This is a genomic window from Stenotrophomonas geniculata, assembly GCF_034508895.1.
GTDB lineage: Bacteria > Pseudomonadota > Gammaproteobacteria > Xanthomonadales > Xanthomonadaceae > Stenotrophomonas > Stenotrophomonas geniculata.
The window spans coordinates 2891570-2904056 of the sequence record NZ_CP140571.1; the positions used below are offsets into that span (position 1 = coordinate 2891570).

General features: G+C 67.7%; 11 protein-coding genes. 5 read left to right on the forward strand and 6 right to left on the reverse strand.

Annotation, left to right across the window (positions count from 1 at the left end; genetic code table 11):
• Positions 1 to 69: 69 nt before the first annotated feature.
• Together RI032_RS13295 and RI032_RS13300 are read right to left on the reverse strand one after the other, a co-directional pair.
• Complete coding sequence (locus RI032_RS13295) at positions 70 to 1272, reverse strand: lipase family protein (protein ID WP_322547125.1); 1203 nt, start codon at positions 1270 to 1272, stop codon at positions 70 to 72.
• Between the two features lie 190 nt (positions 1273 to 1462).
• On the reverse strand, positions 1463 to 2350 hold the full coding sequence (locus RI032_RS13300) for an outer membrane protein assembly factor BamD (protein WP_029379759.1): 888 nt from the start codon (positions 2348 to 2350) through the stop codon (positions 1463 to 1465).
• Positions 2351 to 2464: 114 nt separating this feature from the next.
• Between RI032_RS13300 and rluD the strand changes: the two genes are divergently transcribed.
• From rluD to RI032_RS13320, 4 genes are read left to right on the forward strand one after another with little or no spacing between them, the layout of a single operon-like run.
• Positions 2465 to 3454, forward strand: coding sequence for a 23S rRNA pseudouridine(1911/1915/1917) synthase RluD (rluD, locus tag RI032_RS13305; RefSeq protein ID WP_010481528.1), 990 nt, complete (start codon positions 2465 to 2467; stop codon positions 3452 to 3454).
• On the forward strand, positions 3454 to 4224 hold the full coding sequence (gene pgeF / locus RI032_RS13310) for a peptidoglycan editing factor PgeF (protein WP_057504401.1): 771 nt from the start codon (positions 3454 to 3456) through the stop codon (positions 4222 to 4224). Before rluD ends, pgeF begins: the two co-directional genes overlap by 1 nt.
• A gap of 20 nt (positions 4225 to 4244) precedes the next feature.
• Positions 4245 to 4751 carry a DUF4166 domain-containing protein gene (locus RI032_RS13315; RefSeq protein ID WP_019338720.1) on the forward strand — a complete coding sequence of 169 codons (507 nt, stop codon included), beginning with the start codon at positions 4245 to 4247 and terminating at the stop codon, positions 4749 to 4751.
• Positions 4726 to 5163, forward strand: a complete 438-nt coding sequence (locus tag RI032_RS13320) for a thiol-disulfide oxidoreductase DCC family protein (RefSeq protein WP_322547127.1) — start codon at positions 4726 to 4728, stop codon at positions 5161 to 5163. The genes RI032_RS13315 and RI032_RS13320 overlap by 26 nt, the downstream gene beginning before the upstream one ends.
• A 72-nt stretch (positions 5164 to 5235) precedes the next feature.
• On the opposite strand, the gene otsA is transcribed toward RI032_RS13320, so the two are convergent.
• From otsA to RI032_RS13340, 4 genes are all read right to left on the reverse strand, one after another.
• Positions 5236 to 6600: an alpha,alpha-trehalose-phosphate synthase (UDP-forming) gene (gene otsA, locus RI032_RS13325; protein ID WP_043402878.1), complete on the reverse strand. Its 1365-nt coding sequence runs from the start codon at positions 6598 to 6600 to the stop codon at positions 5236 to 5238.
• Positions 6597 to 8378, reverse strand: a complete 1782-nt coding sequence (locus RI032_RS13330; protein ID WP_029550881.1) for a glycoside hydrolase family 15 protein — start codon at positions 8376 to 8378, stop codon at positions 6597 to 6599. The genes otsA and RI032_RS13330 overlap by 4 nt, the downstream gene beginning before the upstream one ends.
• 39 nt (positions 8379 to 8417) lie before the next feature.
• Positions 8418 to 9176: a trehalose-phosphatase gene (otsB, locus tag RI032_RS13335; RefSeq protein WP_010481547.1), complete on the reverse strand. Its 759-nt coding sequence runs from the start codon at positions 9174 to 9176 to the stop codon at positions 8418 to 8420.
• Positions 9177 to 9342: 166 nt separating this feature from the next.
• Positions 9343 to 11778, reverse strand: a complete 2436-nt coding sequence (locus tag RI032_RS13340) for a TonB-dependent receptor plug domain-containing protein (RefSeq protein ID WP_322547128.1) — start codon at positions 11776 to 11778, stop codon at positions 9343 to 9345.
• Positions 11779 to 11992: 214 nt separating this feature from the next.
• Here RI032_RS13340 and RI032_RS13345 point away from each other — a divergent pair, with 214 nt between their 5' ends.
• The gene (locus RI032_RS13345) at positions 11993 to 12475 is read left to right on the forward strand and encodes a DUF3574 domain-containing protein (RefSeq protein ID WP_322547129.1); all 483 of its coding nucleotides are present in this window, start codon (positions 11993 to 11995) and stop codon (positions 12473 to 12475) included.
• Positions 12476 to 12487: the final 12 nt, after the last annotated feature.

A 12487-nucleotide genomic window follows, 5' to 3' on the forward strand; every position in this document is an offset into this window, starting at 1 on the left:
TGGCCCTCTCCGGTGGGTGCGGACCCTGGTCCGCACGATGGTCGAAGATCATCCACGCATGGCGTGGATCTACCGGGCTTCGCCGAGCAGCTGTTCGAGGCCGGCGGTTTCCGCAGCGTCGTTGAAGTGGCCGTCCTCAAGCCGTGCACGCACAAACGCCAGGCCATCCGCCGCCGCTGCGTCCAGCGTGCCGCGGTGGTCGACCGGGTAGCGGCGGAACGCGACCGGCTCGCCTCGCAGGGCCAGGCCTGCGGCGTACAGCAGCGTGGTCAGATAGGGCACATCGCGGTCCGCGCTGCCATGGCCCAGCATCAGTGGTTGGCTGAAGCCGCGGCGCGGTACGCCGAGATAGTCGTACAACACCGCCCAGATGCCCGGCACGCTGGTCAGCGCTGCAGTGAACATGCTGCCGGTATCCGCACCGTCCAGGGTGGCGGCCAGTTCGCCCAGGCACTGCTCGCGTGCCACCGCCACCCGCGCGCGGCCTTCATCGCTGAGGACGCGGTCGATCTGCGGCGCGACCTGCAGCAGGCCATCGAGCAGATACGCGTGATACGCGTTGACTGCACCGGGATTGGGGCTGCGGTTGTCCGGTTTCATCACCAGCGCGGTCAACTCCACTGCCGTGGGCGTACCGGTGGTGAAGCTGCCACGGTAGTGCAACGCCGGCCCTCCATAGGTGGGGGCGATGTGGCCGGCCGTGAGCGCGGCGGCGCCACCCTGCGAATGGCCGACCGATACCCAGCGCGGCGACAACGCTGCGTTGCCCAGGTACTGGCGGCTGGCTTTGACGAGGTCGATGGCGTTGCGCGCGGCAGTGCGCACATGCAGATAGGCATGGTCACCTGGACTGCCAAGGCCCTGGTAGTCCGCAGCGACCACCGCATAGCCCTGCGCCAGGAATTGATCGAGGAAGCGCCCGTCGCGTTGGGGTTGGTAGGGGCCGGACACCGAGGGCGCACAGCGATCCGCGATGCCCTGGGTGCCATGTGCCCAGGACACCACCGGCCAGCCGCCTGCAGGAGCCGCGCCGGCGGGCAGGTACAGCAGGCCGGTGCCTTCGGCCAGCTGGCCGCGATGATCCGGGGTGCGGTAGTGCAGCTTGTAGGCCTGCGCGGCCTTGGACGGCACCCATGACGCGCGATAGGGGGCAGCAGACAGCAGGTCGCCCGGTGCAACCGGTGCGGCGGCCAGGGGGCCCGGGGACAGCGCCAGCAGGGCAGTGGCGAGGAGGCCGGCGAGAGGGCGGAAACGGCGGGGTAGTGGGGTCATGAGGCGCTCCTTCACGGCCGGGATGGCCGTTGCGCCGCAGTGTGGAGGGGCTCGCCCGCGCCGATTGGGACCGGCGTCGCATCCGCCGGGGATTCGTAGAATTCCTAGTGTCGTGGTCCATGGGCGCACGAACCCTCCACGCATGGCGTGGATAACCGACAAAGAAAAGGCCCCTTGCGGGGCCTTTTTCTTATTTCTTTTCCAGTCGCGCGTTGCGCTGGCCGGTGCTGGCGGACTTCTCGCCAGCGAACGGGTTCAGCTTGCGGATCATCCACGGGTACTTCGGCCACTTGCCTTCCAGCCACGGGTGGTCCGGCTGGTTCAGCTGCAGGACGCGGCGGGCGTCGTCGGCCAGGGTCTTGTTGCCCAGGTGGGTGTAGGAATCGGCCAGGACGGCGACGGCGTCGTACTGGAACGCGCTCTGCGGGTAGGTTTCCAGCAGGTAGTTGGCGCGGCCGGCGGCCGAGACCCAGGCGCCGCGGCGCATGTAGTACAGGGCGTTGTCGAGCTCGTGCTGGGCGAACACGTCACGCAGCTCCAGCATGCGCTGGCGCGCATCGGCGGCGTACCGGCTGTTCGGGTAGCGGTCCACCACGATGTTGAAGTCCGAATACGCCTGGTGCGGGGTGGACAGATCGCGCCGGCTGGCATCCAGCGACCATACGCGACGAAGGAAAACCGTACTGCGATTGGAGTTGGCCAGGCCGCGCAGGTAGTACAGGTACGCGATGTTGCGATGGGTCGGGTAGGTACGGATGAAGCGGTCGATGCTGGACACCGCGTCATCGTGCTTGCCGGCCTTGTACTGGGCGTAGGCGGTCTCGATCATCGCCTGCTCGGTGTATGGGCCGTACGGATACTGGGCCACCAGGCGGCGGAAGCTGGCTTCGGCGCCGCTCCAGTTGCCACCCTGCATCAGCTTGTGGCTCTTCTCGTACAACTGTTCGACCGGCGTCCCTTCATCGGGGCGATCGCCCTTCTTGGCACCACGGTGGCAGCCGGTGGCGGCGATGACCAGCACCAGCAGCAGGGCGGTGAGGCGGACGGGCGCGGAGAGCATGGCGGAGCGTCGGATCATGGGGTCGAGGCGGGACGCGGCTGGAATACGAAGGGTCGATGATAGCCTAGTGTCCTGTCCAGCGACTGAAACCGGCCGCCGGGACCCCAAAATTTCAAAGAATGCCCCCCTGCCATGTCTGAACAACCCTCTGAATCGGCCCGCCAGGCCATCGTCCCCGACACCGCTGCCGGCCGCCGTTTCGACGCCGTCGTGGCCGAACTGTTCCCCGAATACTCGCGGTCGCGCCTGACCGAGTGGATCAAAGCCGGTGAGGTCCTGCTGGACGGCGCCCAGGTGCGTCCGCGCGATCCGCTGCGCGGCGGCGAGGTGGTGACCCTCAACGTGGTGCTGGAAACCCAGACCGACGCCCAGCCGGAGGACATCCCGCTGGACGTGCTGTTCGAGGACGAGCACCTGCTGGTGATCAACAAGCCGGTCGGCCTGGTGGTGCACCCGGGCGCCGGCAACCACAGCGGCACCCTGGTCAATGCCCTGCTGTTCCGCGACCCTTCGGTGGCGGTACTGCCGCGCGCGGGCATCGTGCACCGCCTGGACAAGGACACCAGCGGCGTGATGGTGGTGGCCAAGACCCTGGAAGCGCAGACCGCGCTGGTCGAGCAGTTGGCCGCACGCGACGTGCACCGCCAGTACCTGGCCATCGTGATGGGCGCGCTGGTGGCCGGCGGTACCGCTGATGCCCCGATCGACCGCCACCCGCGCGACCGCCTGAAGATGGCCGTGCGCGAGGACGGCAAGGAGGCGATCACCCATTACCGCCTGCGCGAGCGCTTCCGTGCGCACACCGCGCTGGAGTGCCGCCTGGAAACCGGCCGTACCCACCAGATCCGCGTGCACATGGCGCACGTGCGCCATCCGATCATCGGCGACCCGCTGTACGGCGGTGCATTGAAGCTGCCCAAGGGCGCCAGCGACGAGCTGGTGGCCGCGCTGCGCGGCTTCAAGCGCCAGGCCCTGCACGCCGAGACGCTGGAGTTCACGCACCCGATCACCGGTGAGCCGGTGCGCAACACCGCGCCGGTGCCGGACGACATGCTGCACCTGATGAAGGTGCTGCGCGAAGACAGCGAAGCCTTCGCCGCGCGCGAGCGGGACCGCTGGTGATGGACGCCGCGCTGCCCTTGCTGCAGGCGGACTGGCCGGCGCCTCCGGGCGTCCATGCGCTGACCACGCGCCGGCACGGTGCGGGCATCTCGCCGGCGCCGTTCGCGCAGTTCAACCTGGGCAACCGGCACGCGGCCGATGGTGATACCCCCGCCAACGTCGAGCACAACCGCCAGCTGCTGCAGCAGGGGTTGGCGCTGCCGTCGGCCCCGCACTGGCTGCGCCAGGTGCACAGCAGCACTGTGCTGCGCTTCAGCGCGCCGCCGGTGCCCGGCGCCAGCGAACCGGTGGCCGATGCCGCGGTGACCTCGGTGCCGGGCGTGGTGCTGGCGATCCTGACCGCCGACTGCCTGCCGGTGGTGTTCGCCGCCGCCGATGGCAGTGAGGTGGGCGCGGCCCACGCAGGCTGGCGTGGCCTGGCCGACGGTATGCTGGAGGCCACGGTGGCCGCCATGCAGACGCCGCCGGCGCAGCTGCGGGCCTGGCTGGGCCCGGCCGCCGGACCGGCCGACTACGAGATCGGCGAGGAGGTCTACCACGCCTTCGTCGGCCATGATCCGGCGGCCGAAGCGGCGTTCGTGGCGACGCGGCCGGGTCACTGGAAGGTCGATCTGTTCGCGCTGGCCCGCCAGCGCCTGCAGGCGGCGGGCATGGACCCGGCGCAGGTGCATGGCGGCACGGTGTCGACCATGGCCGATCCGGACCTGTATTCGCACCGGCGCGATCGTCGCACCGGGCGCATGGCAACCCTGGCCTGGATCGCGCCCTGACCACTCCGCTGTTCGCACGTGTGCTGGGGCCGGCCTTCGCCACCCTGGCCGCGCCGGTGCAGGCGCTGCATGCCGCGCCGTTGCCATGCCGCTACGTGGGGCAGGCGCGCATCGTGAGGGGGTGGCACTGGCTGGTGCCGCTGCTGGCTGCGTTGGCACGGTTGCCAAAGGACGGAGACGCGCTGCCGACCGAAGTGGCGTTCAGGGCACACGGGCAGGGCGAGCAGTGGGCGCGGCGTTTTGGGCGCTGGCCGATGGTGTCGCGGCTGTGGGCGCATGAGGGATACCTGCGCGAGCAGTTGGGCGCGGTGCGCTTCGAATTTGATCTGCAGGCCCGCGAAGGTGGCATCGACTGGTCTGTGCGGCGGGTCTGGGCCTTCGGGCTGCTGCCGCTGCCGAGGCGCTGGTTTGGTGGCGTGCGTTGCCGCGAAGCCTGGCAGGGTGAGCGCTACACTTTCCTGGTCGATGTGACGCTGCCCTGGGTGGGAGCTCTGATCCGCTATGAAGGCTGGCTCGAACCGCAGTGAGGCCGCCGCCGAGGTTGGCAGCGCGGTGATCGTATTCGATGGCGTATGCGCGCTGTGCAACCGCTGGGTGCGCTTCCTGCTGCGCTTCGACCGCAGGGGGCGCTATCGCTTTGCGGCGATGCAGGGCGCACAGGGCAGCGCGATGCTGCGCGCGCACGGGCTGGACCCGCAGGACCCGATGTCGTTCCTGCTGCTGGACGCGCAGGGCGCCTGGACCGATACCGATGCGATCCTGCGCGTGCTGGCGGGGCTGGGCGGCGCCTGGCGTTTGAGCGGCGTGCTGCGGGCAGTGCCGCGCGGCTGGCGTGATGCCGCGTATCGCGCGCTGGCACGCAAACGTTACCGCTGGTTCGGGCGGCATGACGCCTGTTACCTGCCCGCACCGGAGCAGGCCGCGCGGTTCCTGGATTGAAGAAAAAAGGGGACGGAGGGGATTAAGTCGTTTGTGCACAAACGACTTAATCCCCTCCGTCCCCTTTTTCCCTCAGCCTTCCAGCGCGTCGAGGTAGCTGCGGCGCCAGTGGTTGATGTCGTAGGTGCGCAGATGGTCCATCATCGCGTGCCAGCGCTCCTTGCGCCTGCTCAGCGACATCGTCGCTGCCGTGGCGATGGCGTCGGCCACGCCGTCCAGATCATGTGGGTTCACCAGCAGTGCCTGCTTCAGTTCGTCGGCAGCGCCGGCCAGCAGAGACAGCACCAGCACGCCGGGATCCTCCGGGTCCTGCGAGGCCACGTACTCCTTGGCCACCAGGTTCATGCCATCGCGCAGCGGCGTGACCAGCCCGACCGCCGCCGCCCGGTAGAAGCCGGTGAGCGTGGCATGGGTGAAGTTCTGGTTGACGTAGCGCAGCGGCGTCCAGTCCGGCTCGGCGTGGCCACCGTTGATGTGGCCGGCGATCTGTTCCAGCTGGCTGCGCAGCTGCCGGTACTCGGTGACGTCGCCGCGCGAGACCGGCGCGATCTGCAGGTAGGTCAGCGAGCCGCGCTGGTCGGGGTGGCGCTCAAGATAGCGCTCGAAGCCGAGGAAGCGCTCGGGCAGGCCCTTGGAGTAGTCCAGGCGATCTACGCCGATCGCCAGCTGGCGGTCACGCAGGCTGTTGCGCAGATTCTTCACCGCGGCCTTGGTGGCGGCGGTGCCGGCCTGGCGTGCGATCAGCTCGGTGTCGATGCCGATCGGGAAAGCCGCCGCACGGAAGCGGCGCCCGCCCGGTGCTTCCAGCTCGCCGTTGTCGAGTACGCGGCCACCACCGAACAGGCGCAGGTAGGTCTGGAAACGATCGGCGTCGCGCTGGGTCTGGAAGCCGACCAGATCGTAGGCGTACAGCGCGGAGAACAGTCGCAGGTGGTCGGGCATCGCCTGCAGCAGGTCGGCCGACGGCATCGGGATGTGCAGGAAAAAGCCGATGCGGCAGCCGATGCCGCGCTCGCGCAGCAGTGCGCCGAGCGGGATCAGGTGGTAGTCGTGGATCCAGACGATGTCATCCTCTCGCAGCAATGGCGCGAGCTTGTCGGCGAACAGCGCATTGACCTTGTGGTAGGTCTCGCGGGTGCCGCGGTCGTAGTCGACCAGGTCCAGCCGGAAGTGCAGCAGTGGCCACAGCGTGCGGTTGGCGAAACCATTGTAGTAGCCGTCGACTTCGCGCTTGCTCAGGTCCATGGTGACGTAGTCGATGTCACCGTCCTTCTGCCGGTGCAGCGTGCCGCTGCCTTCCTTTACGGTCTTGCCGCTCCAGCCGAACCACAGGCCGCCGCGCTCCTTCAGGGCGGCCAGCAGGCCGACCGCCAAGCCGCCTGCGCGGTTCTCGCCGGGCACGGCCACACGATTTGATACCACGACCAGGCGACTCACGATGCCTCCTGCCAGGACCGCGACAGGCGCATCGCGGCGGTGATCAGGCCGACGTGCGAATAGGTCTGCGGGAAATTGCCCCAGGCCTCGCCACTGTCGAAGGCCAGATCCTCCGACAGCAGGCCCAGATGGTTGCGCTGCTTCAGCAGCAGCTCGAACATCTCGCGTGCTTCGTCCATGCGCCCGATTGCTGCCAGCGCATCGATGTACCAGAAGGTGCAGATGGTGAAGCTGGTTTCCGGCTCGCCGAAGTCATCCGGCGCGACATAGCGGTACAGCGAATTGCCATGCTTGAGGTCTCGGCCGATGGCATCGACGGTGGCAATGAAGCGCGCATCCAGCGCGTCGATGAAGCCGATATCGGCCAGCAGCAGCAGCGAGGCATCCAGCCGATGGCCACCGAAGGTATCGGTGAAGTGGCCCAGCTCCTCGCTCCAGGATTCGGCCATGATGCGCGCGTGGATGGTGTCGGCGCGCTCGCGCCAGTAGCGGGCGCGGTCATCACGCTTCAGGCGCACGGCGATCTTGCACAGGCGGTCGCACGCGGCCCAGCACATCGCGCTGGTATAGGTATGCACTTCGGTGCGGCCGCGGAATTCCCACAGGCCGGCATCGGGTACGTCATGCAGGGCGAACGCCTGTTCGCCCAGGGGCTCCAGGCGGGCGAAGGTGTGCGCATCACCCGGGTCCTGCAGGCGCCGGTCGAAGAACAGCTGCGTGGACGCCAGCACCACGCTGCCGTACACATCGTGCTGGCGCTGCACCCAGGCCAGGTTGCCGCGTCGCACCGGGCCCATGCCACGGTAGCCGGACAGGCTGGGTACTTCGTCCTCGTCCAGCTTGGCTTCGAAGCCGATGCCATACAGCGGCTGCAGCGTGCCGTCGGTGGTGGCCAGGTTGAAGATGTAGCCGAGGAACTGCTCCATCGTGCGTGTTGCGCCGAGGCGGTTCAGTGCGCGCACCACGAACGCGGCATCACGCAGCCAGCAGTAACGGTAGTCCCAGTTGCGCACGCTGCCGGGGGCTTCCGGAATGGAGGTGGTCATTGCCGCGATGATCGCGCCGCTGTCCTCGTACTGGCACAGCTTCAGGGTGATCGCACTGCGGATCACCGCGTCCTGCCATTCCAGCGGAATGGACAGGTAACGCACCCATTCGCGCCAGTAGTCGCGGGTGCGTTGGAAGGCTTCCTGCACATAGCCACTGATCGAGCGGTTGAGCGATTCATCCACGCCCAGGATCAGGTGGATGGGATGGTTGAGTACGAACGGCAGGCCGTCGCGCACGAAGCGCACCGGTACATCGGTGGTCAGCCGCAGCACATGCTCGGGCAGGATCCAGCGCACATGGTTGCTGCCCCAGGTGGACTCCGGCACGCGCGCGCCCCAGTCCGCCAGTGGTCGCGCACGCACGGTGATGCGCGGACTGCCGGCCAGCGGACGCACCTGGCGGATCAGGCTGACCGGGCGGTAGAAACGGTCGTTCTGGCGCCAGCGCGGGGCGAAATCGAGGATTTCCAGTTCGCCACCGTGCGCGTCGCGCAGGACGGTGCGCAGGATCGCGGTGTTGGTCAGGTATTCCTGCTCGCTGCTCGCGAAGTCCTCCAACTCGATGGCGAAGTCGCCACCGGTCTGCTGGTTGGGACCGAGCAGGGCACAGAAGGTGGGGTCGCCGTCGAAGGTGGGCAGGCAGCTCCAGACAACGCGGGCACGTTTGTCGACCAGGGCGCCGAAGCTGCCGTTGCCGACCACGCCCAGATCAAGATCGGGTTGGGTCATCACGCGGTACATCTCGGTTGCGGCCGTGGGGTGGCCGGGTCAATAGGCATTCTCACGCAGCCAGGCGTGCACGCTGCGTATGTCGGGCAGCGCGAACACCGCCTTGCTCGGTTCCCGCTCGCCCACCAGCACGCTCCAGCCATGCTGGACGTTGGCGGCGTCGAAGCCGAATTCATCGGTGAGGTCGTCACCGAGGAACACCGGCAGGCGGCCGCGGAAGGGCAGGTACTGCATCATCCGGCGCACGGCACGGCCCTTGTCGGTGCCGACAGGCACGAACTCGACCACATGGTCGCCAGGTTGCAGGCGGTAGCTGGCACGGCCACGCACGTGGCGGTCGGCGAAGGCGCGGACATCGCTGGCGGCATGCGGCGCGCCGCGCCAGTGCAGGGCCAGGCCGACGCCCTTGTCTTCCACCAGCACGCCGGGATGGCCGTGGGCGAAGCGCATCGCCTGCTGGTGCAGTGCGTGCAGCCACTCGGCGGTGTCGTCATCGTGTTCGTCACGCAGCACACGACCATCCTGGCCACGCAGTTCATGGCCGTGCAGGCCAGCGGCAGGCAGTTGCAGGGGAGCGAACAGTTGATCCAGCTGTTCAAGCGGGCGACCACTGACCAGTGCCACGGCACCTTCCAGGCGGTCGCTGATGCGGCCGATGGCTTCACGCACATCCGGCAGCAGCTGCACGGCATCCGGGCGCGCAGCGAATTCGATCAGGGTGCCGTCGACATCGAGGAACAACGCGCAGGCGTCGTCCAGCAATGGCGGTGGCGGACGCAGGGGGAGCGGTTCAGCCATGACGCCCAGCTTGCCAGCGTGGGCGTGTACGTGGGGTCGAGGGCAGGCTACGGCCTTGCTTCGGTGGGTGCCGACCGTGGGTCGGCACAAAGGGTCAGCCTGCATTGAACCCAGACAGTGCGGACCAACGGTCCGCACCCACCCAAGGCAATTACACCCAGAGCAATCAGAAGGTATAGCGAACGCGGCCGTAGTAGTAGGCGCCGTTGCTGCCGATCGGCGACAGCACGTCGTACGGCAGGTTGCCGAAGTAGTGGATATCGCTGTTGGATCGATCCGGGTAGTTGTCGGTCAGGTTCTGCCCGCCGATGGCCACGCTCCACTGCGGAGTGATGCGGTACTCCACTTCCGCGTCCAGCTGCCACTCGGCCTGGTAGGTCTGGCGCGGGATGTAGCCGTCACCGAAGTTGAACACGCGGGTGGCGCTGCCATAGCGGTTCACACGGGTGCTCAGCGACCAATGGTCGTTGCTCCAGGCCGCCGAGAAACTGCCGCGGGTACGCGGCGTGGCATCGGTCAGCGTGTTGGTTTCTTCGATGCCGAACAGCACGTAGTCCGGGTTCAGCGCACGCAGCTGTGCCGGCGTGGCCAGCACGTTCTTCAGCGTGGTCTTGGTATACGCATAGGTGCCGGTCAGCAGCAGCTGGCCATCGCCCAGCGACTGGCGCCAGTTGGTCACCAGCTCGGCGCCACGGGTGCGGGTGTCGGCGGCGTTGACGAAGAAGCTGGCGCTCTGCAGGCCGGTGACGCCGTAATTGGCCGCCACATAGTCGGTCAGCGCATCACCGGTGATGCTCTCCGAAAGCGCGATGCGATCGTCGATGTCGATCTGGAAGAAGTCCAGCGACAGGTCGAAGTGCTCGCCGATGCGGCTGGTGAAGCCCAGCGAGGTGTTGATCGACTTCTCCGGCTTCAGGTTCTGCGCACCCAGGCCACGCGCGATCGGATTGTTGACCGACAGCAAACGGCCCTGCACCAGCTGGCCGCCAGCGTTGTAGCCGGTGGAGGTGGACTCGTAGCCGATCTGTGCCAGCGACGGCGCACGGAAGTTGTTGGAGATGGCGCCACGCAACGCGAACGCCGGGGTGAATTCGTAGCGCAGGCCGAGCTTGCCGGTCAGTTCACCGCCGAAATCGTCGTTGTGCTCGTAGCGCGCGGCCAGATCGGTAGAGAACTTTTCGCCGAACTGGCTGGACAGGCTGGCATAGGCGCTGGCCACATCACGCGACAGGGTGGCTGCATCCTGCGGGGTCAGGCCGCCACCGGCCTGCGAACCGGTCGGGCGGTCGGTGAACGGGCCGGCCGCGTAGCTGGCCGGGTCACCGGGGCGGGTCTGGTAGCGCTCGTGGCGCGCTTCCACACCCAGGCCCAGGGTGTGGCTGATGCTCTCGCTCTGGGTGAACACGCGGCTCAGGTCGAGGTTGCCCACGGTCTGTGCGTACTCGTAATCGGCGGTCTTGAAGCGGGTCGGGCTGGTCGGGCCCAGCGAGGCGTTGAGCGAATCGCGCAGGCGGTAGGTGAAGTCGTTCTGGCCATAATCCAGGCTGCCGTCGTAGCTCCACTCGCCCCACTGCCCACGCACGCCGGCCACGGTCTGCACGTCGCGGTTCTCGCCTTCGGAGATCGGCCGGTAACCGTTCGGATAGATCTCCTTCCAGTTGGCATCGCCATCGGGGTAGCGGAAGTAGTTCGCGCCTTCGGTATCCCGCTGGTTGAAGGTACCGAACGCGTAGAACGTCGAGGTCTGGCCCACCGGGATCTCGGTATTCAGCCACAGATTGATGTCCTTGCTCTTGCCATCGCCCAGCACGTAGTTGCGCTTGCCCTGCAGCGCCAGGTTGCCCGGGGTCTGGTCCCACGGCGGAATCTGGTCGAAGCCAGCGCGGTTGGTGCCGTTGCGGTGCTTGTATTCCAGGCCGACGCGCAGGAAGCCACCGTCTTCGCCCAGCGAGGTGCCGACCTTGGCGCTGATGTTGCCGGTCTGGCCGTCGGTGAGAGTGCGGCCGATCGGCTTGAGGTCGGTGTGGTTGGCGCCGTAGCTGGCCTCGATCTCCCCGCCGTCACCGCCGTTGTCGAGAATCACGTTGATCACGCCGGCCACAGCGTCCGATCCGTACAGCGCGCCGGCGCCGTCGCGCAGCACTTCGATGCGCTTGATCGCACTGACCGGAATCGAGTTGAAGTCGACCGGCGTGGTGCCCTTGCCGATCTTGCTGTCGGTGTTGACCAGCGCGGTGTGGTGGCGGCGCTTGCCGTTCACCAGCACCAGCACCTGGTCCGGTGACAGGCCGCGCAACTGTGCGGCGCGCACGTGGTCGGCGCCGCCGGAGTTGGACTGGCGCGGGAAGTTGAACGACGGCAGCAGCGCCTGCAGTGCGCTGCCCAGCTCACCGTTGACCACGCCGGCCTTGCGGATGTCCTCGGCGGTGAGCACGTCCACTGGCGAGGTGGATTCAAGCACGGTGCGGTCGGCGGCGCGGGTGCCGGTGACGATCACCGTGTCCAGGTTGGTGGCGTCCTGGGCCAGGGCCGGGACGGCGGCGGAGGAAAGCGAGAGGGCGATGGCGAGGCCGAGCGGCGACGCGGGCAGGCGGGCGGACATGGGGGCTCCAGCAACAACGACGACGGGGAAGGGGGAGATAGTTTCACTTACATCCATCCGGATGAAGCGATATATTATCTTCGCGTGATGGCCGGTGCCGATGCAAGCCCCTGCCAGTCCGGCATGAGCTGATGCCCTGCTGGCATCAGCACGCCGGGCCGGTGGCGCTGTACGCTGCCGGCTCGCCTTGTCCCCCTTCCCCGGAGCTGTACCGATGAAACACCTTGGCCTCGTCTTCGCCGTGCTGCTGGCCACCAGCGGCTGCGCCAGCCTCTCTTCGCAGGCGCCCAGCGCCTATGCCACGGCCACCACCGCCGAACTGAAGGGCGATGCAGCACGCCCGTCCGCCGGCCATGGCTGGGTGCGCAGTGAGCTGTACTTCGGCGTGGGCGAGGAGCAGGGTGCCGGCAACCGCCCGCAGGCCGACACCATCAGCGAGGCGCAGTGGCGCACGTTCCTGGACAAGGAAGTGACCCCGCGCTTCCCGGATGGCCTGACCGTGTTCGATGCCTACGGCCAGTGGCTGTTCCGCGGTGATGCCGCGCCCAACCGCCTGCGCACGAAGGTGCTGGTGGTGGTGCACGAGGACACCCCGCAGCGCCGCGCCGATATCGAAGCGATCCGCCTGGCGTGGAAGCAGCAGACCAAGCATCAATCGGTGTTGTGGTCGCGGCAGCCGGTCGAGGTATCGTTCTGAGTTGAAGGCACC